Here is a 25503-nt window from a genome sequence, read left to right on the forward strand (position 1 = left end):
GCTATTCTAGCGCCGGACCCGCCGAAAAGGTTGATCCTGCTCATGAGCCAAGCCCCCCTCGTCCTGGTGGACGGTTCGTCTTACCTGTACCGCGCCTTCCACGCGCTGCCACCTTTGACCACTTCCAAAGGCCTGCCGACCGGCGCGGTCAAGGGCGTGTTGAACATGCTCAAGAGCCTGCGCAAGCAGTATCCGGACAGTCCCTTCGCCGTGGTGTTCGACGCCAAGGGCGGGACATTCCGCGATGAAATGTTTGCCGAATACAAGGCCAATCGCCCGAGTATGCCCGACGACATGCGCGTGCAGATCGAGCCCCTGCACCAGAGCGTGATCGCCCTCGGCTTCCCGCTGCTATGCGTCGAAGGCGTCGAGGCCGATGACGTGATCGGTACACTGGCTCGCAGCAGCGCCGCAGCCAACCGTCCGGTCATCATTTCCACCGGCGACAAGGACATGGCGCAGCTGGTCGACGGCCACATTACCTTGGTCAACACCATGACCGGTAGCAGCATGGACGTGGAGGGCGTGAAGGAGAAATTCGGCGTCGCTCCCGAGCAGATCATCGATTATCTGGCGCTGATGGGCGACTCCTCCGACAACATTCCGGGCGTACCGGGCATTGGTCCGAAAACCGCTTCCGGCTTGCTGGTGGGCGTCAATGGCGGCCTGACCGAGCTTTATGCACAGCTCGACATCGTGCCGACCTTGCCGATTCGTGGCGCCAAGACCTTGCCGGCCAAGCTCGAAGAGCACAAGGAGATGGCGTTCCTCTCCTATCGACTGGCAACCATCAAGGTCGACGTGCCACTGGATGTCGGTCTCGATGACCTGCAAATGCGTCCGGAAAACCCGGGCAAACTTTACGAGTTGTACAACCTGCTGGAATTCAAAAGCTGGCTGAACGACCTCGATCGTGACGCCAAGCGCCTGGAACTGAGCGCTGCAGCCGAGCCTGCGCCGGCTGCCGATCTGTTCAGCGCACCCGAGGCCGAGGTACCGGCGGTGGCGACTGAGGCACAGTACGAAACCATCCTCGATCAGGCACGTTTCGACGCCTGGCTGGAAAAACTGAACAACGCCAAACTGTTCGCCTTCGATACTGAAACCACTGGCATCGACGCCCAGCAAGCACAGTTGGTCGGCCTGTCGTTCGCCGTGCAGGCCAACGAGGCGGCGTACATTCCGCTGACCCACTCCTACATCGGTGTGCCACAGCAGCTGGACCGTGACACCGTGCTGCGTGCGCTCAAGCCGATCCTGGAAGACCCGGACAAGCTCAAGGTCGGCCAGCACGCCAAGTTCGACATGAACATCCTCGCCAACTGCGCCATCGGCGGCGATCAGGACAACGGCATCACCGTGCGCGGCATTGCCTTCGACACCATGCTCGAATCCTACGTGCTCAACTCCACGGCCACCCGTCACGACATGGACAGCCTGGCGCAGAAGTACCTGGATCACACCACGGTGAGCTTCCAGGACATTGCCGGCAAAGGCGTGAAGCAACTGACCTTTGACCAGATCGCACTGGAACAGGCCGGACCCTATGCTGCCGAAGACGCGGACATCACCTTGCGTTTGCATCAGACGCTGTTCGAAAAGCTGTCGGCCATCCCGAGCCTGGCCAGCGTGCTGACCGACATCGAAATGCCGCTGGTGCCGGTGCTGGCGCGCATCGAGCGCCAGGGTGCCTACGTTGATGCCGCGTTGCTGGGCGTGCAGAGCATCGAGCTGGGCGACAAGATGGTCGCACTTGAGCGTGAGGCGTTCGAGATCGCCGGCGAAGAGTTCAACCTGGGCTCGCCCAAGCAGCTCGGGGTGATCCTCTATGAAAAACTCGGCCTGCCGGTCCTGAAAAAAACCGCCAAGGGCCAGCCGTCTACCGCTGAAGAAGTGTTGGCCAAGCTGGCCGAGGACGACCACCGCTTGCCAAAAGTGCTGATGGAACACCGTTCCATGAGCAAGCTGAAAAGCACCTACACCGACCGTTTGCCGGAGCAGATCAACCCGCGCACCGGGCGAATCCACACCTCGTATCACCAGGCGGTGGCGTCCACCGGGCGTTTGTCTTCCAGTGATCCGAACCTGCAGAACATTCCGGTGCGCACCGCTGAAGGCCGGCGCATTCGCCAGGCGTTTGTTGCTCCGGCTGGCTACAAACTGCTGGCGGCGGACTATTCGCAGATCGAACTGCGGATCATGGCCCATCTGTCCCGGGACGAAGGGCTGATGAACGCGTTCCGGCACAATCTGGACGTGCACACCGCGACCGCGGCTGAGGTGTTCAAGGTCGAGCTGTCTGAGGTGACGTCGAATCAGCGTCGCAGTGCCAAGGCCATCAACTTCGGCCTGATCTACGGCATGGGCGCGCAGAAACTCGGCAAGGACATCGGTGTCGACACCAAGACCGCCAAGGCCTACATCGATACTTATTTCGCTCGTTATCCAGGCGTTCGCCAGTACATGGACCGCACCCGCACCCAGGCGGCGGAGCAGGGCTACGTCGAAACCTTCTTCGGCCGTCGCTTGTACCTGCCGGACATCAATTCCAACAAGCCCCAGGAGCGCGCCGCGGCCGAGCGCACGGCGATCAACGCGCCGATGCAGGGCACGGCGGCGGACATCATCAAGAAGGCCATGGTGGCGGTGGATAACTGGCTGGCGACCTCAGGCCTCGATGCCAAAGTGATCCTGCAGGTGCACGACGAACTGGTACTCGAGGTGCGTGAAGACCTGGTCGATCAGGTGCGTGATGAAATTCGCCTGCACATGAGCGAGGCGGCGAAGCTGGATGTGCCGTTGCTGGTGGAAGTCGGTGTCGGAAACAACTGGGACGAGGCGCACTGAACCATCATGCGGGGGTGAACTTGGTCGCTTTGGGGCGTCAGAAACATCGATTTCGTCTGAAATTCCATCGCGAGCAGGCTTTTTACATAGAAAATTGACGTGCCCTGCTGCGGCAAAATACCGCGGAAGGGCCGTAAACACTGCTTAGATCAGAAACTGATTACGATTATTCCAAACACATAGGAAAAAAATCTGAACTAATCTTGCGATGCACCACTCAGAGTTACTGAATGGCTGGTGAAGCCCTTCGATGCTCCTATGTTGTGTTAAGTGTTGGCAGATATCTGGACCCCGCCCTAGCGGTCTAGAACTTGAACCCCGGAACTTCTCCCTCCCCATATGAAGTCCGGGGTTTTTTTTGCCTGGCGAAAACTGCCTGGGGTTTTCCCCAGGCAGTTTTGCGTCTTACTCGGCTTGCGCTCCTGCGCCCTTGTCAGCCAATTCCATCCAGCCTGCCAGCACCGTGTACGCCTCTTCCAGGCCCATGCGCTTGGGTGCCGAGAACAGCTGGATCGACACGCTGTCGCCCCAGCCCTTGCGAATTTCCGACTGAACCTTGAGCAGCGTGTTTTTCGCCGCGCCATAGGTCAGCTTGTCCGCCTTGGTCAGCAGAATGTGCATCGGCATGCCCGCGGCCACGGCCCAATCAAGCATCAGCAAGTCGAAATCGGTCATTGGATGGCGGATGTCCATCATCAGGATCAACCCTTTCAAACTCTCGCGGCCACCCAGGTAAGCCTCGAGGTGACGCTGCCAATGTTGCTTGAGCGGAATCGGTACTTTTGCATAACCGTAGCCCGGCAGGTCGACCAGACGGCGTTCATCGTCTAGCTTGAAGAAATTCAACAGTTGCGTGCGACCCGGGGTTTTCGAGGTGCGCGCGAGGCTGGCGTGGGTCAGGGTGTTCAACGCACTTGACTTGCCGGCGTTGGAACGACCGGCGAAGGCGACTTCAAAGCCCTCGTCATCCGGACATTGGTCGACTTTGGCGGCGCTGAGCATGAAGGTGGACTGTTGGCACAGACCGAGGATGGGATTCTTGAGTTGCATGGGATTTCCGATGTGGGCGGCGCCAGGAATGGGCGCGGCAAGCAGTGTCGCTTCCGTTTCAGTGACGCCAGTATATAATGCCGCAGATTTTGTGTGCGCTTTGTCCCAGCGTAGGATGAAGTTCACGAGAGCGACAGACCTTGATTGCGCACTAGAACGCAGCACGCTCTCAACCCTGAAAAGGTCGTTTTATGACGAAATGGCTGCTGGCTGCCGGACTCTTGATGCCGCTTTACAGCGCGCAGGCTACACAGGAACCGGAAGCTGTGTACAACCGTGTTTGTGGTGCCTGTCATTCCGGCCAACTACCCATGGCGCCGCAAAAGGGCGATCAGGAAGCTTGGACGCCGAGGTTGGCGAAAGGTATGGAGACGCTGGTGCAACACGTGACCCAGGGTTTCAAGGCGATGCCGCCGCGTGGTTTGTGCATGGACTGCAGTGCCGAGGATTACCAAGCCATCATCCTTTGGATGAGCGAGTAAGCCCGGTCCATAACTCTTAACCCTTAGCCGTAGTTGGATTAGCTGATGAAGAATTTGATCGTGAGTCTGCTGTTGACCGTGGGAATCTCCGGCATGGCCCAGGCTGCAGGTGAGCCAGTACAACCGGGTGATGCAAAAGCCGGCCAGGCCAAAGCCGCCGTCTGTGGCGCTTGCCACGGCCCGGATGGCAACAGCATGGCCCCCAACTTTCCAAAACTGGCCGGCCAGGGTGAGCGTTACCTGACCAAGCAGCTGCACGACATCAAGTCGGGCAAACGCACGGTTCTGGAAATGACCGGCCTGCTGACCAACCTGAGCGATCAGGACCTGGCAGATATCGCCGCCTACTTCGCCAGCCAGAAAGGCAGCGTCGGTGCCGCCGATCCGAAGATCGTCGCTCGCGGTGAAGCACTGTTCCGTGGCGGTGACCTGAACAAGGGCCTGCCAGCCTGCACCGGCTGCCACTCGCCTAATGGCGCGGGCAACGCCGCCGCCGGCTTCCCGCACCTGGGTGGCCAGCACGCGCAATACGTCGCCAAGCAACTGACCGATTTCCGCAAGGAAGAAGGCGGCCGTACCAACGATGGCGATGCCAAGACCATGCAGACCATCGCCAAGCGCCTGAGCGACGAAGACATCGCCGCCGTCTCCAGCTACATTCAAGGCTTGCATTAAGAACGGCCCATCGGGCGTTGCGCGGGGTGCTTATCGCCAGCAACGTTAACGCTCGATTAATCCGTTGCAACCAGTATAAAAAGGGTGGCTTTGGCCGCCCTTTTTTGTGGCCGCTGCCGTTACACTACAGAACTCAAACCCGCCACGACCTGTCTGAAGACGAGTCGCGCGAGGCGATAAAAATTGTCCAGGAGTGAAGCATGCGTAATCTGATCATCAGCGCCGTTTTTGCCGCTGCCAGCCTGTTCGGCATGACTGCCCAGGCTGCCGAAGCCCCAGCCGCACCTTACGTGGAGCTGGCCAATCCGGTGCCGGTCGCCGTGCCTGGCAAGATCGAAGTGGTGGAGCTGTTCTGGTATGGCTGCCCGCACTGCTACGCCTTCGAGCCGGTGATCAATCCGTGGGTCGAGAAGCTGCCATCCGACGTCAACTTCGTGCGTATCCCTGCCATGTTCGGCGGCCCGTGGGACGCTCATGGCCAAATGTTCCTGACCCTGGAAGCCATGGGTGTCGAGCATAACGTGCACGCCGCCGTGTTCAACGCGATCCAGAAAGAACACAAGAAACTGACCGACAAGAACGACATGGCCGACTTCCTGGCCACTCAGGGTGTCGACAAGGACAAGTTCCTGGCCACCTTCGACTCTTTCGCCATCAAGGGTCAGATCGTCAAGGCCCGTGAACTGGCCAAGAAGTACGAAATCACCGGTGTTCCAACCATGATCGTCAACGGCAAGTATCGTTTTGACGTCGGTTCTGCCGGCGGCGCTGAACAAGCGCTGCAACTGGCCGATAAACTGGTTGATCAAGAGCGGGCGGCTAACAAGGCTGCCGCCAACTAAGGGCAAAACCCGCCATGCGCCGCTGGGGTACTGAACGCGTCGTTGGCCTGCATGATCCGCGGGTCAACGAACATCATCTGGAGTCCACGGGCCTGCCCGCAGACAGTCGTCTGCGCTTGCTCAGCTTCAATATCCAAGTGGGTATCAGTACCGAGCGGTATCGGCATTACCTGACCCGAGGCTGGCAGCATCTGCTGCCGCACACCGGGCGTGCCGACAATCTGCAGAAAATCGGCAACCTGCTTGGCGACTTCGATCTGGTCGCCCTGCAGGAAGCCGACGGCGGAAGCCTGCGTTCCGGCTACGTCAATCAAGTCGAGCATCTGGCCCAACTCGGGGCCTTTCCTTACTGGTATCAACAACTCAATCGCAATCTTGGCCGACTCGCCCAGCACAGCAATGGTGTGCTGAGTCGAATGCGCCCATGGGCGATCGAAGACCATCCGTTGCCCGGCCCAAAAGGCCGTGGGGCGATCCTGGTGCGCTTCGGTGAGGGCCCTGAGGCCCTGATCGTCGTGATGATGCACCTGGCGCTTGGCGCGCGTGCGCGGAGCCTGCAACTGGCCTACATCCGCGAGCTGATCGGCGATTACAAACACCAGGTGCTGATGGGCGACATGAACACCCATGCCAGCGATCTGCTGCAACATTCTCCGTTGCGTGACCTGGGCTTGCTCGCGCCGCAACTGGAAGCGACATTCCCCAGCTGGCGCCCGCAGCGTTGCCTGGACCATATCCTGTTGAGCCCGAGCCTGACCCTGGAAAAGGTCGAAGTTCTGGCCCATCCCATTTCCGATCACCTGCCGGTCGCGGTAGAGATTCGTCTGCCGGGTTCGCTCACGGCCGATGCATTGCCCGCGTTGAGTCCTGCCCCTCGCGGAACCCATGAATGAGCGACGAAGCACAGCGCTGGAAAGAGAAGTACCTCAAAAGCATTGAACAACAGGAAAAGCTCGAGCGTCGCTGGGACGCACGGCTCGACTTGCTGCGTCGCGGGCTGGTGCGCAGCACCCTGGCGGCGGAAGGCACCGACCGTGCCGTTGACCAATGCATGAAGGAAATGCGTGAAGTCGTGCGCACCGATGACATGGACGCAAGGCTGGCCGCCCTGATTCCGCGTCTGGAAAAGGCCGTGCTCGATTCCGAGCAGCGCCGGGAAACCCGGGTCAACCAGACCAGTGCCGCGCTGAATGCTTTGGTCACGCAACTTCAGACACTACCGCTTCCAAGGGACGTGAGCCGCCCACTCAAGAGTTTCGCCAAGCAACTGGATGCGCGGGTCAGTCAGGCGCGCGAGATCCCTTTGTTGCTCAGCGAACTCAGCGGCTTGCAAGGCAAGGCCTTGAGCCAGCTGGAAACACCTGCAGAACCAGAACGCCCGGGGTTGTTGCAGCGCTTGTTTGGCAAAACCGAGGCCGAAGGGGCGAGCGCAGCGGACATCCCTGCGCCGATCCAGCATGCCGTCCAATCACCCGTTGAGGCCGCGCCCGAGCTGATCGTTGACGCGCCGGTGGCGAGGGTTGAGCCTGCAACGGTCGTCATTGAGCCGGTGAAAACCGAACCGCTCGTTGCCGACCCAGTAGAGCCAGAGAGCGCAACCGCCGAGCCTATGGCAGAAGAGTCGAGCGCAGCGGAAATCGTGGCTTTTGTGCCCCCGGTCGTGCTGCCTCAGCCGACAGCTACAGATAGTGCAGACGTAACGGATGACCATAGGGTTCAAGTGCAGCCCCCTTCGGTTCAACAGCATTCGGCGCCTGACCCCGAGCTGTCGAACAATCCGGACGAACTGACCGCGCAAGTGCTGCCTGACGACGCGCCAGAGCTCCCTGCCCCGGCTGAAACAGTTTCGGGTATCGATGCGGAGCTCTCCGAACAGGATGCCCACTACGCGCTGCCTGATACTCCCGAGCCGTCCTACAGCTCGGTGGCCAGTCATATCGAAGAGACTTTGCTCGGGCTGCTCGACGACCTGACTTTACCTGAACGCCACCGCCCGCAAGCCGAGTCGATGCGCGATCGTCTGAAAAACGGTTTGAACTGGTACGAGTTGCTGCCGATCCTCGACGATTTCGCGACCTTGATGCTGGCAATCACCGACAGTGGCCAACATGAGTTCGAAGCGTATCTGCAACGGCTCAACGAGCGCCTCGAATCGTTCCAGAGCAACCTGCAGGCGGCCACCGCTGGCCATGCCGACAACCGCTCAGCGGCACGGGAAATGGACACGCAGATCCGTGAACAAGTCGACGGCTTGCAGAGCAGCATGAAGGAAGCGGCGGACCTGGACGATCTCAAACTCGTCCTGGAAAACCATCTTGAAGGCTTGCTCGGCACCATGGACCAGCATCAGAAGCAACGCGACGAGCGCGAGCAGGAAGTCGCGGCTCGCCTGCACAGCCTGGCCGAGCGCGTTGCCCATATGGAGGAGGAAGCCCAGGGCTACCGCGAACACCTTGAAGAACAGCGGCAGAAAGCGCTGGTTGATCCGCTGACCGGCTTGCCGAACCGTGCTGCCTGGAGCGAACGGCTGGATCAGGAAGTCAAACAATGGCAGCAGCACGGCAATACGCTGTTGCTGGCCATGCTCGATCTCGATCACTTCAAGCGCATCAACGACAACTACGGGCATCTGGCCGGCGACAAAGTGCTGAAAATCATTGCCACTGTGTTGCGCAAGCGTCTGCGCGGGACGGATTTCATTGCCCGCTTCGGTGGTGAAGAGTTCGTCTTGTTGATGCCCGCTACCGCGCAGGCCAACGGCCTGAAACTCATGGAGAGTCTGCGTGCAGCGATCGAGGCCTGTCCTTTTCACTTCAAGGGTGAGCCGGTGACCATCACCGTTTCCATCGGCATGACAGCGTTTCGTGCGGGAGAGCACGGCGATCAGGTGCTCAAAAGAGCCGATCAGGCGCTGTATCGCGCAAAAAATGCCGGGCGCAATCGAGTTGAGGCGGGCTGACCGGCAATTGTTCCTTGATGTTTAATTCAGCGAGATGGACGTCCTCGCGCCGGGCAGTACGTTACACTGTTGCATTATCGTCACCTGTGTACTGCCCTACGCCATGAAATATTTTGCCCTTATCGTCTCGCTGATTCTGCTGGCCGGATGTGCCAGCGGTCCGCGCTATGACACCAGCCATCCCTCGGCCAATTACGACAGCCGCATCCAGTTCGTGGTGGTGCATTACACCAATGCCTCGCTGGAACGTTCGCTGCAATTGCTGACCCATGGCGAAGTCAGTAGCCATTACCTGATTGGTGACGACAAGGGCGCGACAATCTACAAACTGATGGACGAGAATCAGCGCGCCTGGCACGCCGGGGACAGTGAATGGAGGGGGCGCACCTGGCTCAATTCCAGCTCCATCGGTATCGAGATCGTCAATCCGGGTTTCAAGGAAACCCCTACCGGGCGTCTCTGGTATCCCTACAGCGAAGCTCAGGTTCAGTCCCTGATCTTATTGCTCAAGGACATCAGCAAACGTCAGGGTATCAATCCGCGAGACATCATTGGTCACAGCGACATCGCACCCTTGCGCAAGCTCGACCCGGGGCCGTTGTTTCCGTGGAAGCGTCTGGCAGCCGAAGGCCTGGGCGTCTGGCCGAACGAGCAGCAGGTTGCGCGTCAGCAGCTGCGGTTCGCCGAGCAACTGCCAAGCATCGGCTGGTTCCAGGCGCAATTGGCGAGTGCCGGCTATGCGACGCCTCAGACCGGTGAACTGGATGTGGCGACCCGTCACGTGATCGCCGCCTTCCAGATGCATTTCCGCCCGTCCCGTTTTGACGGCACTCCGGATGCCCAAACGGCTGCGCTGCTGATGGTGCTGAACCAGACAAAATAATGACGCCGCCCGACGGTCCGGGCGTTTTGCCAATCAGCAGCTATAACTCATTGGTAATTCTTCGGATATCCATAGATGGCTGTTGCTCGAGAGACTTTCCGCAGCTGGTTCTATCGCCCCTGGTTTTTGGGGCTGCTGGCGGCTGTCTTGAGCGCAACGCTGCTGATGGCCGGCAGCCTGTTTGTCGCCATGCATCAGGTCGAGCAAAACGAAAGCGAAGAAATGAATGCCCAGGGCGAGCGTTTCCTCGCGCGCCTCGAGCAACTGTTCGGGCAATTGCGTGAAAGCCTCGACGACCTTGAAGCCCAGCCGCTGCGCAGTTGCGATGATGAGATGATCGCGACCTTGCAGCAGGTCAGTTTCAATTACCGCTTCGTCTACGAAGCGGCCTATATGGATGCCACCCGAATCTGCTCCAACCGACCGCGCCAGGAAGGGTTGTCGCTGATTCGCCCGCCGGACATCAAGGGACCGACCTACAGCTATTGGCTCAACACCACCACCGAACCCGATGAGAACCGGGCGGCGTTGATGCTCGGGCGCGGCAATTTTCGGGTCGCGACCTCACGTGGGCATTTGACCGACATGGTCGACCTGTCTCCCGGCAGTAGCCTGTTGGTGGTGCTCGACCATGGCACTCGCGCCATTCCGGTGTTGGGTGTGTCGCAGGTCTGGCCCCCGACCGAGGCCTGGCCACCGAAAAACCGCGATGCCCTGCAGATCACCCAGACGCGGTTGATTTACCGCATGCCCACCGATAACCCCGAGTATCAACTGGTGCTGATCAGCCCGCGTACCGGCATGCACATCCCGCCGGTCTGGTGGTGGTTGCTGCCGGCCAGCCTGGCATTGGGCGTGTGCGTGGGGTTCCTGGTGTTTCTGCTGGTGCGTCAGCGTCAGTCGCTGGATGCCGAGCTCACCGGCGCGATTCGCCGCGGCGAATTGCAAGTGCTGTATCAACCCATTTTCGACCTCGACAGCCGTAACTGTGTCGGGGCTGAGGCGCTGTTACGTTGGCGCAGGCCGGACGGCACGCTGACCAGTCCTGATCTTTTCATCCCGATGGCGGAGAACACCGGGCAGATACGGCAGATGACCGATTTTGTCCTGCAGCGGTTACTGGAACAGCTCGGCCAGCTGCTGCGCGCCAACCCTCAGCTGTATATCTCGGTGAACCTTGCAGCCTGTGACGTGATGGTTCCACGCATCGGCCAGGTGATGGAGCGCCTGCTGACGTTGCATCGGGTGGCAGCCCGGCAGATTGCCTTTGAAGTCACCGAGCGCGGATTGATCGATGTGGTGGTCGCCCGGGAAAACCTGCAGGCCTTGCGCGATGTCGGCCATCAGGTGTTGATCGACGACTTCGGCACCGGCTATTGCAGCCTCGCCTACCTGCAAACCTTGCCAGTGGACTGCTTGAAAATCGACAAGGCGTTTATCGATGCCCTGGGTCATGATGCCGCGAGCAGTGGTGTGGCCCCGCACATCATTCACATGGCGCAATCGCTGCACTTGAAGGTGATTGCCGAAGGCATCGAGCATGAGGCCCAGGCCGAGTTCCTCAGCAGCGAAGGCGTGAAGTTCGGTCAGGGCTGGTTGTTCGCCCATGCCTTGAGCGCCGTGCAGTTCATCGAGTTGATCACCCGGGGCCGCAGACGCCAAGGACGACGTCTGGATGACGAGGCGTAAAGTGCTCTAGACGGCCAGTGCCATGTAGAACTGGGTACCCTGCCCCGGCCGCGAATACACGCCCATGCGCCCGCCATGCAGCTGCACGATTTCCTTGCACAGTGCCAGGCCGAGCCCTGCCCCGCCTTTCTTGCGTCCGACCTGAACAAAGGGTTCGAAGATCCGTCCTTGCTGGCCGTAGGCAATGCCTTCACCGTTGTCCTCGACACTGATGATCACCCGGTCGCCGTGACGCCGGGCCTGCAAGCGTATACGGCCACCGGAACCGGTGTGGCGCAGGGCGTTGTCGATCAGGTTGTCGAGGACTCGATCCAGTTGTGCCTGATCGGCCTGCAAGCGTGGTAACGGGCCCTGCATTTCCACCAAAAGATCGATCTGTTGCGCACTGGCCGACTCGGCGAAGCGCGCCTGGGCCTGCTCCAACAAATCCTCGATGGAACAAGGTGCCAGGCTGAGCTTTTGCAAGCCGTTCTGGTAACGGGAGAAATTCAGCAGGTCGTTGATCAATTGCATCAAACGCTGCATTTCTTCGTTCACGGTGTCCAACAGATCGGCTTCCCGTGAGTCTGCGGCAAAGTGCGCGCGTTCACGGAACAGGCCGAAGGCCATGTGCATGCCGGTTACCGGCGTTCGCAATTCATGGGAGGCGCGCAAGACGAATTCGCTACGAACCCGCTCGAAGGCACGCTGCTCTGTCACGTCGTGCAGCACCATCACGGCGCCGAGAATATGGCCCTGGGTATGGATCACCGGCGTCAGGCTGTAGGTCAGCAGGCGCGATTCACCATCCACTTCGATACTCAGGTCTTCCGGCGCGCGCTCCAGGGTGCCGCCGCGCAGGACCAATTGCAGTTGCTCATCTAGCTCCGGGCGCTCGAGTGCCGTGCCCAGGCCTTGACCGAAACGGTCCGAGTCCCAACCCAGTTGGCGCTGTGCGACGGGGTTGAGATGCTCCAGCTGTCCCTGGCGGTCAATCATCAGCAAGCCATCATCGATACCGTCCAGCACAGCCTGCAAACGCTGCTGACCAGCCAGCAGCTCGTCGACGTTGGTGGCCTGATGTTCACGCAGAGCCTCGGCCATGATCCCGAATCGGCGGGTCAACTGGTTGAGTTCAACCGCCGAGGAGATCGGCAGTGTCACGTCGAAATTTCCCTGACCAATGTTGTCCGCTGCCTGGGCCAGCGCCTCGATGGGCGCGCCAAAGCGGCGCGAGATGGCGTGGGCGGTGATAAACCCGATGACAAGAACGGCCAGCCCCACCAGTCCCAGCAACCCGGCGACCAGCAACGCCCGCTCCCGGGCCCGGCGTTCGGTATCGTTGATGTTGTCCAGGGCGCGCTTGTGTTCGGCAATCAAGCCATTGCGCAACGCATTGAATTTATCCGTGAGCTCATCGTGACTGCTGAGCACGTTGGTTGTGTCCGGCGACCGCTCATAGGCCTCGATAAAACTCTGGTAATCGGCCTTGGCCTTTCTGAAACCGTAGTCATTGCCATTTTCCGCCGGTTCTTGGGCGATACCTTCTTCGAGCAGCTGGAAATAATGTTGTTTGGAGGCATCGAACGCGGCGGTATCCGGTTTTTCGCTGAGCATGATGATCAACTGGTCACCCAGGGTCTGGCGCAGCTTGAGGCCCAGATCCAGGGTGATGAAGTTGCTGCGTATCAGCGCTTCCTGGCTGCCGGCCATCTGCATCACGCTGACCAGCCCGAGCAACAGGCCGAGCAAGGCCACGGTGATCAGCGCGGAGATGCTCAGGAAGAGCCGGGTCCGCAACTTCATCGCCCATTTCATTGGCGGCGGCTCACAAATTGTACTGCTTGCGTTTGCGATACAGCGTCGAGGCGTCGATGCCCAGGGTCTTGGCCGCCTGATCCAGTGTACCGGCAGTGGCCAGAACGGCGCCGATGTGGGCTTTCTCCAATTCATCCAGGCTCAGCGCAGCGCCAATGCGTGGTGCGTTGTTGACCGGGGTTTCGGCCATGCCCAGGTGGCTGATTTCGACACGCTCCTGCGGGCAGATGATGCTGGCCCGTTCGATCACGTTGCGCAGTTCACGGATGTTGCCGGGCCAGCGATAGCTCAGCAGGGCTTCGCGTGCCTCATCACTGAAGGCGCGTGCGGGGCGGGCGTATTCCTTGACGAAGCGGGCCAGAAAGCGATCGGCAAGGTTGAGAATGTCCTCGCGGCGTTCACGCAGCGGCGGCAGGTGCAAGGTAATGACGTTGAGGCGATACAACAGGTCTTCACGGAAGCGTCCGTCACGCACCATGTCTTCAAGGTTGAGGTTGGTGGCGGCGAGGATGCGCACATCGGCGCGGCGAGTCACCGGATCGCCGACGCGCTCGTATTCCTTGTCCTGAATGAAACGCAGCAACTTGGGCTGCAATGTCAGAGGGAAATCACCAATTTCGTCGAGAAACAGCGTACCGCCGTCGGCCTGGTTGACTCGACCCAAGGTGCTTTCGCTGGCTCCGGTGAATGCGCCGCGGCTGTGGCCGAAGAGTTCGCTTTCCATGAGTTCGGCGGTCAAGGACGGACAGTTGATGGTGACGCAGGACTTCTTCGCGCGTTTGCTCCAGCTATGAATAGCCTGGGACAGCTCGCCCTTGCCGGTGCCAGACTCACCGAGGATCAGGATATTCGCATCGGTGGAAGCGACCTGGCGGGCGGTTTCCAGCACCACTTTCATCGCCGGGCTGTGAGAGTCCAGGCCGTCCTTGGGCTTGCGCACTTCGCCTTCCAGCGCCTCGAGTCGTGCCGACAGTTGGCGTACTTCCAGTTGCTTGGCGGTAGCCAGGCGCAATTGATCGGGGCTGCAGGGTTTGACCAGGTAGTCGGCGGCACCGGCCTGTATGGCATCCACGGCCGTGTCGACGGCCGAGTGTGCAGTGACGATCACCACCCGCATCCACGGTGCCTGTATGCGCATTTGCGCCAGCACATCCAGGCCGTTGTCTTCACCCAGGCGCAGATCGAGGAAGCACAGGTCGAACACCTGGCGTTGCAGCAGCGTTTCTGCCTGCGCGGCGCTGGTGGCGGTGGCGACACTGTAGCCTTCATCTTCGAGGCAGTAACGGAAAGTACGCAGGATGGCGGATTCGTCGTCCACCAGCAGAATGCGGCCTTGATGCTCAGTGGCTGATTCCATGTTCCTACGCTCCTTAATGAATGATCTTGATTTAGTCCCGGAAAAATCGGGCAAGTTGCATGATTGATTCTGAGCCATTACTGCCATGGCAGGGTAGCGCTCATCTCACCTATCGGTCAGATGCCTGATTTTTCGGCTCTTTAAAGGCAAGACCGGACGGCAACAATGACCTGTGTCCATTTCTGACACTCGCGGGCATCTCGCAATTCCAAAAAAATTCCTGATTCCTATGAGCTGATCGTGCATTTCGCACGAGCAGGTGGGGTGCATCGTGCAGGATGCGCCCGAAATGATTTTTAATGAATTTGTAACTTGTTGATTTATAAGGAAATAAATCGATCAAAAAACTGGCATGCGGGCTGCAATTGTCTGGTTATTCAGGGCATTCAAGAACAAGCGCCCGTTACCAGATCCCGACCCTGTTGGGAGGAGCCTCAGGATGAACCGTCAACGTGCCGCTCAACTGCACATTTCGCCATTGCACATCCAGCAAGGTCTGTTTGCTGTATTGGCGTTGCTGATCACCTTGATCGGCGTCCAGCAATTTCAACGCTGGGAGCAGAGTCAGCAGCAGGACGCGCCAACCCTGAACTTTGAAAAACCGGTTCAAAGCCATTTCAGCGCTGTCAGCAGCCGTCAGGCGGACAGCACACCGATGCGCATGATGGACGTCGATCAGGCCAGTCCTGTGGGTGAGATACGTCATCAGGAGCGTTGGGTGTTCTAGGCAATACATCCGCCGCACGCGATGCGTCGGGCCATGCAGTCTCTAAATAAATAGAAGCGTAAGGAGAATCATCATGTTGAGCTGGGCAATTACCTTCCTGATCATTGCCATTATTGCCGCTGTTCTGGGCTTCGGTGGTATCGCGGGCACCGCCACGGGCATCGCCAAGATTCTCTTTGTCGTGTTCCTGGTGATGTTCATCGCTTCGTTCTTCTTTGGCCGTCGTGGTCGAAGCTGACATGAGTATCTTGTACAAGACATTGGCAGCCGCCCTGCTGTTGGGCGGTAGTGCCATGGCGCTGGCGGCCAATGACGGCCAGATGCGGGCCAACGAACTGTTGAACACTGATCCGCACTACCGTGAAACCTGGCAAGGCGTCGTCAAGAAAGAACAACGCCTGCCGGAATGGGTGATGAACCTGTCCGGCGATGCCGAACAAATGAATGCCGTTGAAGAGGATGGCGACAAGTATCTGGTGGGCCCGCTGTGTGAATCTCAGGCAACGTGCGCCAAGCAACGCTTGATCGTCGCCGTCAGCTTCGACAAAAAGGATGCCTACGCCATGCTGGTCGACGTGCCGGCGGGATTACCGGCTGACAAATCGCCGACGCGACATGCCAGTTACCGGTTTCTCGGCAAGCCAGACCAGGGCATGCAGGATCTGTTGATGGAACAGCTGAAGAAAGACCCGAACTGGTACTGAGTTCGTGCGGGAGCAAGGCCAAAGCGCCTTGTTCCATTTGCGCCACCTGAGGAAGGCAGGCGCATGACCAAGGGGTCGGGACGTTCTGCCTGTTGCAGGGGCGGAGTGACCTACGGGTACAGGGAGTGCCTGCGCAAGGACCGGGTCAGGAAAAGCTGCGACGCAAGTTCGCCGGTCGAATCAGGATCGACGGACTTGCGAAGAGCTTGCTCACGTAATTATTTGAATTGGATCCATTTTCTCGAATTTCCCCGCTTTGCTTCTCGACGTGATCGTCATGCCTGAAAATTCTTTTCCCGGTGTTTCGCCGCGACCGTATATCGAGAAAAATCGTCTTTCTTTTTCTGTCATTTTTCACTCATGTGCGTGAAATTTTGCGAAAAAAAGCTTGTCCGACAACTGCTCAAAAAACAACCAATCTGCTCTGTGATGGCCGGTTCACGGCACTTTTGTGTGCCGAAATGTCACATTCGAACCGGTTGCGACGTCGCTTTTAGTAAAAAAACCTCATGCCGATTCGGCATAGGGTAGGCGTTTACGGCATTAGACGGCGCTTCCTTGCATCGGAATAGTTGCGCCTTTTTTCGCCTGCCAGAGAGCCGTAAACCGCGCTCCTGGGGCTCCTTATACGGGGGCTGATGCAAGCGACTTTTGCGCCACAAGCGCTCCAGCTCGCGCATCGCTCTGAGTCAAACGCAAGTAAGGGTAAAGATATGAAGAAGGCAAAGCTTAGCCTCGCCTGGCAGATCCTCATCGGTCTGGTATTGGGGATTGCAATCGGTGCGCTGCTCAACCATTTCAGTGCCGAAAAAGCCTGGTGGATCAGTAACGTCCTGCAACCAGCGGGCGATATCTTTATCCGTCTGATCAAGATGATCGTGATCCCGATCGTCATCTCGTCGCTGATCGTCGGTATCGCCGGCGTCGGTGATGCCAAGAAGCTGGGGCGCATCGGTCTCAAGACCATCATTTACTTCGAAGTCGTGACCACCATCGCCATTGTGGTGGGCCTGTTGCTGGCGAACCTGTTCCACCCGGGTGCCGGCATCGACATGAGCACCCTGGGCACTGTGGATATTTCCAAGTACCAGGCAACTGCGGCTGAGGTCCAGCATGAACACGCGTTCATCGAGACCATCCTCAACCTGATCCCGTCGAACATCTTCGCCGCCATGGCTCGTGGCGAAATGCTGCCGATCATCTTCTTCTCGGTGTTGTTCGGCCTCGGCTTGTCGAGTCTGAAACCGGAATTGCGTGAGCCTCTGGTAACCATGTTCCAGGGTGTTTCGGAAAGCATGTTCAAGGTCACTCACATGATCATGAACTACGCCCCGATCGGCGTTTTCGCCCTGATCGCGGTAACGGTCGCCAACTTCGGTTTTGCCTCGCTGCTGCCGCTGGCCAAGCTGGTGATCCTGGTTTACTTCGCCATCGCCTTCTTCGCCTTCGTGGTGTTGGGCCTGATCGCTCGCCTGTTCGGTTTCTCGGTGATCAAGCTGATGCGCATCTTCAAGGATGAGCTGGTGCTGGCCTACTCCACCGCCTCCTCCGAAACCGTGCTGCCGCGCGTGATCGAGAAGATGGAAGCCTACGGCGCGCCGAAAGCTATTTGCAGCTTCGTGGTCCCGACCGGCTACTCGTTCAACCTCGACGGTTCGACCCTGTACCAGAGCATCGCGGCGATCTTCATTGCCCAGCTGTATGGCATCGACCTGTCGATCGGCCAGCAACTGTTGCTGGTACTGACCCTGATGGTCACCTCCAAAGGCATCGCCGGTGTACCGGGCGTGTCCTTCGTGGTCCTGCTGGCCACTCTGGGCAGCGTCGGTATTCCGCTGGAAGGCCTGGCATTCATCGCCGGTGTCGACCGTGTGATGGACATGGCCCGTACCGCCCTGAACGTGATCGGCAACGCCCTGGCCGTACTGGTTATCGCGCGTTGGGAAGGCATGTACGACGACGCGAAAGGTCAGCGCTACTGGAATTCCCTGCCGCACTGGCGCAGCAAGGACAAGCTGCCGGCTGGCGAAACCACCAGCAACTAATAGACGCACGCTGTGCTGGCTTTTTTGTGGAGCCAGCCTTGCCGACAAACCCCGGAGAAATCCGGGGTTTGTCGTTTCTGGCGACCCCGCTATCATTCGCCGCATCTTCCGGGGGATTTGACTGATGCTGAATGGCCTGTGGCTTGGCTTCTTTATTGTGGCAGCCGTGTCGGCGCTGGCGCAGTGGCTGATCGGTGGCAACGCCGGGATTTTTGCGGCGATGGTGGAGAGCATATTCGCCATGGCCAAGCTGTCGGTCGAAGTCATGGTGCTGCTGTTCGGCACCCTCACCCTCTGGTTGGGCTTCTTGCGCATTGCCGAAAAGGCCGGCATCGTTGAATGGTTGGCCAAGGTACTGGGGCCGCTGTTCCTGCGCCTGATGCCGGAGGTGCCACCGGGTCACCCGGCGCTGGGCCTGATCACGCTCAACTTTGCCGCCAACGGCCTGGGCCTGGACAACGCCGCCACGCCTATCGGCCTGAAGGCCATGAAGGCCCTGCAAGAGCTGAACCCCAGCGCCACGGTCGCGAGCAATGCGCAGATCCTGTTCCTGGTGCTGAACGCCTCTTCCCTGACGTTGCTGCCGGTGACGATTTTCATGTATCGCGCGCAGCAAGGTGCGCCCGATCCGACCCTGGTGTTTCTACCCATCCTGCTGGCCACCAGCTGCTCGACCATCGTCGGCTTCCTGTCGGTGGCGTTCATGCAGCGGCTGCGCATCTGGGACCCGGTGGTGCTGGCGTACCTGGTGCCAGGCGCGCTCATCCTCGGCGGCTTCATGGCCGTGCTGGCCACTTTGTCGGCGACAGCATTGGCGGGGCTGTCGTCGATTCTCGGCAACCTGACGCTGTTCGGCCTGATCATGGTGTTCCTGTTGATCGGCGCGCTACGCAAGGTGAAGGTCTACGAGGCGTTCGTCGAAGGCGCCAAGGAAGGTTTCGACGTCGCGAAAAACCTGTTGCCGTATCTGGTCGCCATGCTCTGTGCGGTGGGTGTTTTGCGTGCGTCCGGCGCGCTGGACTTTGCTCTCGAAGGCATTCGTCATCTGGTGGCTTGGGTCGGATGGGACACGCGGTTTGTCGATGCGCTGCCGACGGCGATGGTCAAGCCCTTCTCTGGCAGCGCAGCCCGGGCCATGCTGATCGAAACCATGAAGACCTCCGGTGTCGACAGCTTCCCCGCGCTGGTGGCAGCGACGGTTCAGGGCAGCACCGAAACCACCTTCTACGTGCTGGCGGTGTACTTCGGTGCCGTGGGCATTCAGCGCGCGCGACACGCCGTTGGCTGTGCATTGCTGGCGGAACTGGCCGGAGTACTGGGAGCTATTGGGGTTTGCTACTGGTTCTTCGGTTGATTGGCCCCGGCGTACTCCGAACCCGCCAGCGCCTGGAGTGCCGCCTTGCGTTCAGCTGTCGGCAACCCGCCCAGCTTTTCGACAGCCGGAAAGAATTTCAGCCAATCGCCGTCGACTTGGCGAAATAGTGCGGCAAACGCCGGCACCCATTGGTCGTACAAGCCAAATGGCAACAACTTGGCGTTGTTCATCGGCGCATTGATCCAGGCGTCGTAGCGCTTGTCCCCCGCCCACTGCTTGTCGCGCATGCTTCGGTATTCATCGCGCAGGCGTTCGAATTCTGCGGCCTTGCGCTGGCGCATCTGCTCGACCGGCAGCGGCAAGGCGTAGAGCTTTTCAAGTCGGACACGGGTATCGAGGACCAATTCGGTGAACTGATCTCGCTGACGCGCCTGCGCGTCGCTCTCCGCTGGCAAGTGACGGAAGGCACGCCATTGGCGAGTACCCTCCTGCTCAACGAAAGTGGCGTATGACTCGTTGAATTCGGTGTCGTCCTTCACATAGCAGCGCTGATGGGCCAGCTCGTGAAAGATCAGCGTGGCCAGGCGCTCATCGCCCCAGCCCATCATCGAGCTGATGATCGGGTCATTGAACCAGCCAAGCGTCGAATAGGCCTCAACGCCACCCATCGACACGTCCAGCCCCTGCAAACGTTGCAGGGCCGCTTCGCCGCGTGCGCCGCTCTGGCTGTAGTAACCGCGATAGGCCACGCAACCGGCGATGGGAAAGCAATGGCTGACCGGAGTCAGGGAAAACTCCGGGGTGGCGAACACATTCCACACGACGTAGGGCCTGCCAATGTCGGCGTACAGGCGATAACTCTGGTTGTCTGGCAGGTGCAGGTGCTCGCTGGCGAACGCCCGGGCCTTTTGTGACTGGGCCAGGTGCGCGCGCAATGTCTGATCGCGACTGGGGTCGGCAATCACCTCTGCTACCGGTTCCCTCGCCCGCAGCAGCTGCCATTGACCGCTGGCCAGCTGGCTGTAATAGCTGACGCTGGAGCAACCGTTGAGCAACAAAATCATCACACCCGGAAACAAAACGCGCAAAACGCGATCAAGTAACCCAAGGCTTGGCAACGGCCTGATCACAATAAGACATCCCTGGAAAGATTGTCCGCAAGACTATCCCGCCAATAGGAGCTCCGCTATGCGCATGTTGATTTTGTCCGCCAGCCTGATGACGCTGGCCGGCTGTGCCGGTTTCGGCATCCCCAGCCAGGACCCGTCCCAGGCCTGGATCGACCTGCACACGCAGCAGGAAGATACGCTGCAGGCAGTGGAGGTGGATGACAAGGCGACCCACGACAAACGCTATTTCGAAGTGGAGCCAGGCAGCCATGAATTGACCGTGCGCTACCAGTTTGCAGTGCAGCCGACCAATATCGGTCCGGGTGCCGAACCCTTGTGGCGGGACTGCCAGATGAACGTGAAATTCAAGGAGTTCAACGCCGGGGAGCGCTATCAACTGCAAGCGGGCAACATCGGCTTCAGGCCTTGGGCAAAACTTTACGATCAACAGCGAAAAGTGATTGGCCAAGGCGTACCGGCGGGCTGCCAACACAGCTGATCGGCGTTATGCTGAAGGCATAACTGCTTGGGACATTCATCATGCGCAGGTTGATCTTGTTGCTCGTGGCCGGTGTCGTTGCCGGCTGCCAGACCCCGATGCCGGAGCCCAATCCGAAAATGGCCTGGGTCGAATTCTCCACGCCCTTCCCCAACGACAAACTGTTGATGGCCGAACGGCTGGACAAGCAGCGGCTGAGGGACGGGCGCTTTTTCGAAGTCACGCCCGGTGCGCACGAACTGCTGGCCCGGTTTGATTTCGAAGTACCCGGTGGCGGTGGCCTGGGTGACATGATGGGCGGGCCGTCAGAGCGAATATGCTACCTGACCATCAAATACGATCATTTTGAGGCCGGACAGCGTTACGTGCTCGAAGGCCGCTCGATCGCCTTCACTCCAGGCGCCCGGCTGTATAACGCCAAGCGCGAAATCGTCGCCGAAGACCAGGATTCCTATTGCTTGATGTAATAGGTCAGCGGTCGTTTTTCTGGTAGATGATTTTCTTGGTGTTGTTTTCGCATGAGCCCACGACCATGTTCTGATCGTGCACTTCCTCATTGCTAACGATTTCCAGGGTGTAGGACGTTACACCTTTGGCCTGGATCTTGGCTTCGATCTCGGCCTTGAGCTCTTCGCAGGGTTTAGGTGCCGCCAGGGCCGAGGTGGCCAATGCGCTACAGATAACCGCCAGGACAAAACGTTTCATGGTTGAAGCTCCTTTGAAGCAGCGCGCGCGCGCCTGCTGTCACTTATTCGACCACAGATTTGCCTGTCAGGTTTTGTTCCACGGCAAAAAGATCGCAGCCCGGAGGCTGCGATCGCTTGTCGTGCCCTGCTCAATCAGCTGACCAGCGTCGCTTCCAGGCTGATCTTCGCGTTAAGCACTTTGGACACCGGGCAACCCTCTTTGGCCTTGTTGCTCAGTTCTGTGAACTGCGCCTGGGTCGCACCGGGGATTTTCGCCTTGAGGATCAGTTTCACCGCGGTGATGGCAAAACCACCGTCGACTTGATCCAGGGTGACCTCGGCATTGGTATCGATGCTGTCGGCCTTGAGGCCCGCACCTTCGAGAATCATCGAAAAGGCCATGGAGAAGCAGCCTGCGTGCGCCGCACCGATGAGCTCTTCCGGGTTGGTCCCCTTGCCGCCTTCGAAACGCGCCTTGAAGCCGTAAGGTGCTTCGCGCAGGACGCCGGTTTCCGTGGAGATCGAACCGATGCCGGTTTTCAGATCACCTTCCCAATGAGCCGATGCTTTCTTGATGATAGCCATGCCAGTCTCCTCAAGGTCGGCGCGAGGGTCGCGCCTTCGTGGTTTACGGTTGCCAGGGTTGTGAGGATAGACGGTGATGCAAAGTTCACCCGCATTGCACAATCGGCTTTTTTCGAGGGTTTTTTGCTTCGCCTATTGAAACTCGGGTATATGCCCACATTGCATGAAGCAAGCCTTTGGATTCGGCAGGTTTTCGTTCGCAAGAAAAAACCTGCGCCCTCAATTGGAGATGCAGGTTTATGAAACGTCTGTCCGATATCAAGTTCTCGACCCTCGATCTGGTGCCGGTTCGTGAAAATGGCAGCGCGGCCCAGTCGCTGCGCAACTCGCTGGACCTGGCACAACACGTCGAGAAGTTCGGCTACACCCGCTTCTGGGTGGCCGAGCACCACAACATGGATGGCATTGCCAGCTCCGCGACTTCGGTGTTGCTGGGCTATCTGGCGGGCGGGACGTCGACTATTCGTGTCGGCTCCGGTGGTGTCATGTTGCCCAACCATGCCCCGTTGGTGATCGCCGAGCAGTTCGGCACCCTTGAAAGCCTTTACCCAGGCCGGATCGATCTGGGTCTTGGCCGTGCCCCCGGTTCCGACCAGATGACCGCACGGGCCCTGCGCCGTGAGCGTTCCGGCAGCGCGGACGACTTCCCGGAGGATGTGGCCGAGCTGGTTCGCTACCTGGGCCCACGTACACCTGATCAGCGCATTATCGCCATGCCGGGTACCGGGACCAATGTGCCGGTCTGGCTCTTGGGCTCGAGTCTGTTCAGTGCGCAATTGGCGGGTGAACGCGGTTTGCCTTACGCCTTCGCCTCGCATTTCGCGCCGCGCTACATGCACGAGGCGATTCGCGTCTATCGCAATCACTTCAAGCCGTCGGCGGTGCTGGACAAGCCTTACGTCATGCTCGGCGTTCCGCTGGTGGCGGCCGATACCGACGAGCAGGCGGACTATCTGGCGACCTCGGTCTACCAGCGCATTCTCGCCCTGATGCGTGGCCAGAGCCTGGTGCAACGCCCGCCGGTGGATACCATGGACGGCTTGTGGCTGCCCCATGAGCGGGATGCGGTGCGTGATTTCCTCGGCCTGGCCATGGTCGGCAGCCCACAGAAAATCCGTGCCAAGCTTGAGGTGCTGATCGAGCAAACCCAGGCTGACGAGCTGATTTTCACCTGCGACCTGTATGAGCATGCACACCGCGTGCATTCCTACGAATTGCTGTCGCAGGTCATGAAGGGCTGAGGCGCAATCACCGGGCGAAAAAAAGCCGACGCCAGCGCGTCGGCTTTTTCGTTGGAGCCCGAAATCAGCTTACTTCTTGTAGACGATCACTTTGGCGCCCGCTTCGCATTTGCCGACTATTTTCCCACCGGCAGCAGCGCCTTTATCGACGATGTCCAGCGAATAACCGGAAACGCCTTTGGCATCGAGTTTCGCTGCGATCTCGGCCTTCAGTTCTTCACATGGCTTGCCACCTGCGAATGCGGTCCCCGCAAGGCTCAACAAACCTACCGCCAACATAAACTTCTTCATCGGTTGCATTCCCTGGTCGGATCAAAAGGGGTATCCAGCCTTCAGCCGGACTCACTCATGTAGCGCTTTGCCATTCCCTATGGCATTCGGCCAGCGCGCAAGTTCAGAAGACTAGCTCAAAGTCAGCTGCTGGCAATCCGGAAGCCAACCTTGAGGGTGACCTGAAAGTGCGCGGCCTTGCCGTCCTTGATGTGCCCTCGGGTCTCGGTCACCTCAAACCACTCCATATGCTTGAGGCTTTTGCTGGCCTCGGCCAAAGCGTTGTTGATGGCATCTTCGATGCTGCTGGTGGACGAGCCGACCAGCTCGACTTTCTTGTAGGTGTGATGGTCAGACATGGCGTTCTCCTCGGCGTGTGAATTACAGCCTAGCAGTGATTTTTCCTATTACTTCTGTCGGCCAATCCGACGTTGAAGTTCAGATTTACTGCACTTTCTCGAACCCCTGAAGTCCCAACCAACACACGCTACTCATCAACAATGCAGGAGAGCCACCATGGCCAACACCTCGTTACGCAAAGCCTCGTTGCAAAGCATGGAAGCCGAGATCGAGAGTCTGCTCAAGTCGTTGGAAAGCCTGAAGGACGACGCCTCGGACGAGTCGCGTAGAACGCTCAAAACCCTGAAAAGCAATGCCGAGAATGCACTGAAACACTCGCGTCACCTGTTGGCCGACGCCTATGAAGAGGTCAAGGTGAAGACCCGCGAAACCGGGATCGCTACCCGTGACTACGCCCAGGATCACCCATGGACGACGGCTGGTGTTGCCGTGGGCGCGCTGGGTCTGCTGGCGGCTTATCTGCTGTGCAAACGTGACTAGACCTGGCGGCTCAGTTCATTTTTGAGCCACTGCGCCAATTGCCGGGCGCGCCCGTCTGCGGCGCGCTTGGGTAGCCACAAGGCCAGTTGCGCCGGGGTTTCACTAAAACCCCACGGCGCAACCAGGCGCCCCGCCTTCAAGTCCTCAGCCACCAAAGGCTCGGGGGCAATCGCCACGCCCAATCCGGCGACAGCGGCCTCCAACAGATAATACAAATGTTCGAAGCCCTGACCGTACTTCAAGGCCTTGGCTTCCAGCCCTCGCTGTTGCGCCCAACTCGGCCAGGCTTGTGGGCGTGAGGTGGTGTGCAGCAAGGGCTCGTTCAGCAATGCCGTAGCCGGGGCGGCCTTGAGCCGGTCATAACCGGCAAAACGCGGGCTCAGGACCGGGCCGATGCGCTCGCTGGCCAGCTCGAAGACCTGCATGTCTGTTGGCCAGGGCGGCTCGGCAAACACCAGCAAGGCATCCAGCCCTGGCCGGCGTGGATCGAGATCGCCCTCCCCGGCGGACAGGTGCAGCCGCAAGTCCGGCAGATCGGCATTCAGCCGCCCCAGGCGCGGGATGAACCAACGCGCCAGCAGACTTCCCGAGCAGCCAAGGACAAAGGGAGCATCGGCGGTGCTTTGGGTAAGTTCGGCGCAGACCGTGCGCAAGCGCTCGAAGGCCTCTGCGCTGGCATCACGTAAGCGCAGGCCGGCATCTGTGAGTTTCAGGCCGCGACCATCCTTGACGAACAGACTGACGCCGAGGTGCTCCTCCAGCACCTTCAACTGCCGGCTGACGGCGCCGTGGGTGACGTGCAGTTGTTCAGCGGCCTGGCTGACACTGTTCAAGCGGGCGGTCGCTTCGAAGGCGCGCAAGGCGTTCAGCGGAGGAAGGTCGTGGCTCATGATATCTGTGA

Annotated in this window: 26 protein-coding genes; 17 read left to right on the forward strand and 9 right to left on the reverse strand. The window is 59.3% G+C overall.

Annotation, left to right across the window (positions count from 1 at the left end):
• Positions 1-42 precede the first annotated feature (42 nt).
• Positions 43-2847 (forward strand): DNA polymerase I, encoded by a 2805-nt coding sequence (polA, locus tag EIY72_RS07475; protein ID WP_093228125.1) that lies wholly within the window; start codon positions 43-45, stop codon positions 2845-2847.
• 405 nt (positions 2848-3252) lie between these two features.
• On the opposite strand, the gene yihA is transcribed toward polA, so the two are convergent.
• Positions 3253-3897, reverse strand: a complete 645-nt coding sequence (yihA, locus tag EIY72_RS07480; protein WP_093228122.1) for a ribosome biogenesis GTP-binding protein YihA/YsxC — start codon at positions 3895-3897, stop codon at positions 3253-3255.
• A 191-nt stretch (positions 3898-4088) separates the two neighbouring features.
• Between yihA and EIY72_RS07485 the strand changes: the two genes are divergently transcribed.
• The 7 genes from EIY72_RS07485 to EIY72_RS07515 all read left to right on the forward strand — a co-directional run bounded on the left by EIY72_RS07485 (position 4089) and on the right by EIY72_RS07515 (position 11427).
• On the forward strand, positions 4089-4379 hold the full coding sequence (locus EIY72_RS07485) for a c-type cytochrome (RefSeq protein WP_093228119.1): 291 nt from the start codon (positions 4089-4091) through the stop codon (positions 4377-4379).
• A 45-nt stretch (positions 4380-4424) separates the two neighbouring features.
• On the forward strand, positions 4425-5054 hold the full coding sequence (locus tag EIY72_RS07490) for a c-type cytochrome (protein WP_093228116.1): 630 nt from the start codon (positions 4425-4427) through the stop codon (positions 5052-5054).
• A 200-nt stretch (positions 5055-5254) separates the two neighbouring features.
• Positions 5255-5896, forward strand: coding sequence for a thiol:disulfide interchange protein DsbA/DsbL (locus tag EIY72_RS07495; protein ID WP_093228113.1), 642 nt, complete (start codon positions 5255-5257; stop codon positions 5894-5896).
• Between the two features lie 14 nt (positions 5897-5910).
• Entirely contained in the window at positions 5911-6789 is an 879-nt protein-coding gene (locus EIY72_RS07500) for an endonuclease/exonuclease/phosphatase family protein (protein WP_093228110.1), read from the forward strand.
• Complete coding sequence (locus EIY72_RS07505) at positions 6786-8855, forward strand: GGDEF domain-containing protein (RefSeq protein ID WP_093228107.1); 2070 nt, start codon at positions 6786-6788, stop codon at positions 8853-8855. The genes EIY72_RS07500 and EIY72_RS07505 overlap by 4 nt, the downstream gene beginning before the upstream one ends.
• A 103-nt stretch (positions 8856-8958) precedes the next feature.
• Positions 8959-9738, forward strand: a complete 780-nt coding sequence (locus EIY72_RS07510) for an N-acetylmuramoyl-L-alanine amidase (protein WP_093228104.1) — start codon at positions 8959-8961, stop codon at positions 9736-9738.
• A gap of 75 nt (positions 9739-9813) precedes the next feature.
• Positions 9814-11427, forward strand: coding sequence for an EAL domain-containing protein (locus EIY72_RS07515; protein WP_093228101.1), 1614 nt, complete (start codon positions 9814-9816; stop codon positions 11425-11427).
• Between the two features lie 6 nt (positions 11428-11433).
• Here the strand turns inward: EIY72_RS07515 and EIY72_RS07520 are convergent, their stop codons facing one another.
• Positions 11434-13224, reverse strand: coding sequence for an ATP-binding protein (locus EIY72_RS07520; protein ID WP_093228098.1), 1791 nt, complete (start codon positions 13222-13224; stop codon positions 11434-11436).
• 10 nt (positions 13225-13234) lie between these two features.
• Complete coding sequence (gene algB / locus EIY72_RS07525; protein WP_093228095.1) at positions 13235-14581, reverse strand: sigma-54-dependent response regulator transcription factor AlgB; 1347 nt, start codon at positions 14579-14581, stop codon at positions 13235-13237.
• Between the two features lie 439 nt (positions 14582-15020).
• On the opposite strand from algB, the gene EIY72_RS07530 reads away from it, so the two are divergent.
• From EIY72_RS07530 to EIY72_RS07555, 5 genes are all read left to right on the forward strand, one after another.
• Complete coding sequence (locus EIY72_RS07530) at positions 15021-15308, forward strand: hypothetical protein (RefSeq protein WP_093228091.1); 288 nt, start codon at positions 15021-15023, stop codon at positions 15306-15308.
• A 73-nt stretch (positions 15309-15381) separates the two neighbouring features.
• On the forward strand, positions 15382-15546 hold the full coding sequence (locus tag EIY72_RS07535) for a DUF1328 domain-containing protein (RefSeq protein WP_093228085.1): 165 nt from the start codon (positions 15382-15384) through the stop codon (positions 15544-15546).
• Position 15547: 1 nt separating this feature from the next.
• Positions 15548-16012, forward strand: coding sequence for an inhibitor of vertebrate lysozyme family protein (locus EIY72_RS07540; protein ID WP_093228082.1), 465 nt, complete (start codon positions 15548-15550; stop codon positions 16010-16012).
• 713 nt (positions 16013-16725) lie between these two features.
• Positions 16726-18057, forward strand: coding sequence for a glutamate/aspartate:proton symporter GltP (gltP, locus tag EIY72_RS07550; RefSeq protein ID WP_093228076.1), 1332 nt, complete (start codon positions 16726-16728; stop codon positions 18055-18057).
• A 124-nt stretch (positions 18058-18181) separates the two neighbouring features.
• Positions 18182-19411, forward strand: a complete 1230-nt coding sequence (locus tag EIY72_RS07555) for a nucleoside recognition domain-containing protein (protein ID WP_093228073.1) — start codon at positions 18182-18184, stop codon at positions 19409-19411.
• Here EIY72_RS07555 and EIY72_RS07560 read toward each other — a convergent pair.
• On the reverse strand, positions 19393-20502 hold the full coding sequence (locus EIY72_RS07560) for an aminopeptidase (protein ID WP_093228071.1): 1110 nt from the start codon (positions 20500-20502) through the stop codon (positions 19393-19395). The two genes, EIY72_RS07555 and EIY72_RS07560, sit on opposite strands and share 19 nt — an antisense overlap.
• 58 nt (positions 20503-20560) lie before the next feature.
• Here EIY72_RS07560 and EIY72_RS07565 point away from each other — a divergent pair, with 58 nt between their 5' ends.
• Both EIY72_RS07565 and EIY72_RS07570 read left to right on the forward strand, forming a co-directional pair.
• A complete protein-coding gene (locus tag EIY72_RS07565) occupies positions 20561-20980 on the forward strand; it encodes a PA0061/PA0062 family lipoprotein (protein ID WP_093228068.1) in 420 nt (139 codons plus the stop codon).
• 41 nt (positions 20981-21021) lie between these two features.
• Positions 21022-21447 (forward strand): PA0061/PA0062 family lipoprotein, encoded by a 426-nt coding sequence (locus EIY72_RS07570; protein WP_093228065.1) that lies wholly within the window; start codon positions 21022-21024, stop codon positions 21445-21447.
• A gap of 4 nt (positions 21448-21451) precedes the next feature.
• On the opposite strand, the gene EIY72_RS07575 is transcribed toward EIY72_RS07570, so the two are convergent.
• On the reverse strand, positions 21452-21685 hold the full coding sequence (locus EIY72_RS07575; RefSeq protein WP_093228062.1) for a DUF1161 domain-containing protein: 234 nt from the start codon (positions 21683-21685) through the stop codon (positions 21452-21454).
• A gap of 134 nt (positions 21686-21819) precedes the next feature.
• On the reverse strand, positions 21820-22251 hold the full coding sequence (locus tag EIY72_RS07580) for an OsmC family protein (protein ID WP_093228059.1): 432 nt from the start codon (positions 22249-22251) through the stop codon (positions 21820-21822).
• Between the two features lie 239 nt (positions 22252-22490).
• Between EIY72_RS07580 and EIY72_RS07585 the strand changes: the two genes are divergently transcribed.
• Entirely contained in the window at positions 22491-23492 is a 1002-nt protein-coding gene (locus EIY72_RS07585; RefSeq protein ID WP_093228056.1) for an LLM class flavin-dependent oxidoreductase, read from the forward strand.
• Positions 23493-23561: 69 nt separating this feature from the next.
• Here the strand turns inward: EIY72_RS07585 and EIY72_RS07590 are convergent, their stop codons facing one another.
• On the reverse strand, positions 23562-23783 hold the full coding sequence (locus EIY72_RS07590) for a DUF1161 domain-containing protein (RefSeq protein WP_093228053.1): 222 nt from the start codon (positions 23781-23783) through the stop codon (positions 23562-23564).
• Positions 23784-23905: 122 nt separating this feature from the next.
• Positions 23906-24121, reverse strand: a complete 216-nt coding sequence (locus EIY72_RS07595) for a dodecin (RefSeq protein ID WP_093228050.1) — start codon at positions 24119-24121, stop codon at positions 23906-23908.
• A 157-nt stretch (positions 24122-24278) separates the two neighbouring features.
• Here EIY72_RS07595 and EIY72_RS07600 point away from each other — a divergent pair, with 157 nt between their 5' ends.
• Positions 24279-24602, forward strand: a complete 324-nt coding sequence (locus EIY72_RS07600) for an ElaB/YgaM/YqjD family protein (protein ID WP_093228047.1) — start codon at positions 24279-24281, stop codon at positions 24600-24602.
• Here the strand turns inward: EIY72_RS07600 and EIY72_RS07605 are convergent.
• Complete coding sequence (locus EIY72_RS07605) at positions 24599-25492, reverse strand: LysR family transcriptional regulator (RefSeq protein ID WP_093228044.1); 894 nt, start codon at positions 25490-25492, stop codon at positions 24599-24601. The two genes, EIY72_RS07600 and EIY72_RS07605, sit on opposite strands and share 4 nt — an antisense overlap.
• Between the last annotated feature and the right edge of the window lie 11 nt (positions 25493-25503).

Source organism: Pseudomonas vancouverensis (assembly GCF_004348895.1).
Taxonomy (GTDB): Bacteria; Pseudomonadota; Gammaproteobacteria; order Pseudomonadales; family Pseudomonadaceae; genus Aquipseudomonas; species Aquipseudomonas vancouverensis.

Excerpts from the sequence above, each read along its gene's own strand:
- EIY72_RS07590 (WP_093228053.1), bottom strand. The coding sequence starts at position 23,783 with ATGAAGAAGTTTATGTTGGCGGTAGGTTTGTTGAGCCTTGCGGGGACC.
- gltP (WP_093228076.1), top strand. The coding sequence starts at position 16,726 with ATGAAGAAGGCAAAGCTTAGCCTCGCCTGGCAGATCCTCATCGGTCTG.
- EIY72_RS07510 (WP_093228104.1), top strand. The coding sequence starts at position 8,959 with ATGAAATATTTTGCCCTTATCGTCTCGCTGATTCTGCTGGCCGGATGT.
- EIY72_RS07490 (WP_093228116.1), top strand. The coding sequence starts at position 4,425 with ATGAAGAATTTGATCGTGAGTCTGCTGTTGACCGTGGGAATCTCCGGC.
- EIY72_RS07485 (WP_093228119.1), top strand. The coding sequence starts at position 4,089 with ATGACGAAATGGCTGCTGGCTGCCGGACTCTTGATGCCGCTTTACAGC.
- algB (WP_093228095.1), bottom strand. The coding sequence starts at position 14,581 with ATGGAATCAGCCACTGAGCATCAAGGCCGCATTCTGCTGGTGGACGAC.
- EIY72_RS07580 (WP_093228059.1), bottom strand. The coding sequence starts at position 22,251 with ATGGCTATCATCAAGAAAGCATCGGCTCATTGGGAAGGTGATCTGAAA.
- EIY72_RS07500 (WP_093228110.1), top strand. The coding sequence starts at position 5,911 with ATGCGCCGCTGGGGTACTGAACGCGTCGTTGGCCTGCATGATCCGCGG.
- EIY72_RS07600 (WP_093228047.1), top strand. The coding sequence starts at position 24,279 with ATGGCCAACACCTCGTTACGCAAAGCCTCGTTGCAAAGCATGGAAGCC.
- yihA (WP_093228122.1), bottom strand. The coding sequence starts at position 3,897 with ATGCAACTCAAGAATCCCATCCTCGGTCTGTGCCAACAGTCCACCTTC.
- EIY72_RS07585 (WP_093228056.1), top strand. The coding sequence starts at position 22,491 with ATGAAACGTCTGTCCGATATCAAGTTCTCGACCCTCGATCTGGTGCCG.
- EIY72_RS07565 (WP_093228068.1), top strand. The coding sequence starts at position 20,561 with ATGCGCATGTTGATTTTGTCCGCCAGCCTGATGACGCTGGCCGGCTGT.
- EIY72_RS07595 (WP_093228050.1), bottom strand. The coding sequence starts at position 24,121 with ATGTCTGACCATCACACCTACAAGAAAGTCGAGCTGGTCGGCTCGTCC.
- EIY72_RS07570 (WP_093228065.1), top strand. The coding sequence starts at position 21,022 with ATGCGCAGGTTGATCTTGTTGCTCGTGGCCGGTGTCGTTGCCGGCTGC.
- EIY72_RS07515 (WP_093228101.1), top strand. The coding sequence starts at position 9,814 with ATGGCTGTTGCTCGAGAGACTTTCCGCAGCTGGTTCTATCGCCCCTGG.
- EIY72_RS07555 (WP_093228073.1), top strand. The coding sequence starts at position 18,182 with ATGCTGAATGGCCTGTGGCTTGGCTTCTTTATTGTGGCAGCCGTGTCG.
- polA (WP_093228125.1), top strand. The coding sequence starts at position 43 with ATGAGCCAAGCCCCCCTCGTCCTGGTGGACGGTTCGTCTTACCTGTAC.
- EIY72_RS07605 (WP_093228044.1), bottom strand. The coding sequence starts at position 25,492 with ATGAGCCACGACCTTCCTCCGCTGAACGCCTTGCGCGCCTTCGAAGCG.
- EIY72_RS07530 (WP_093228091.1), top strand. The coding sequence starts at position 15,021 with ATGAACCGTCAACGTGCCGCTCAACTGCACATTTCGCCATTGCACATC.
- EIY72_RS07505 (WP_093228107.1), top strand. The coding sequence starts at position 6,786 with ATGAGCGACGAAGCACAGCGCTGGAAAGAGAAGTACCTCAAAAGCATT.
- EIY72_RS07495 (WP_093228113.1), top strand. The coding sequence starts at position 5,255 with ATGCGTAATCTGATCATCAGCGCCGTTTTTGCCGCTGCCAGCCTGTTC.
- EIY72_RS07540 (WP_093228082.1), top strand. The coding sequence starts at position 15,548 with ATGAGTATCTTGTACAAGACATTGGCAGCCGCCCTGCTGTTGGGCGGT.
- EIY72_RS07575 (WP_093228062.1), bottom strand. The coding sequence starts at position 21,685 with ATGAAACGTTTTGTCCTGGCGGTTATCTGTAGCGCATTGGCCACCTCG.
- EIY72_RS07520 (WP_093228098.1), bottom strand. The coding sequence starts at position 13,224 with ATGAAATGGGCGATGAAGTTGCGGACCCGGCTCTTCCTGAGCATCTCC.
- EIY72_RS07535 (WP_093228085.1), top strand. The coding sequence starts at position 15,382 with ATGTTGAGCTGGGCAATTACCTTCCTGATCATTGCCATTATTGCCGCT.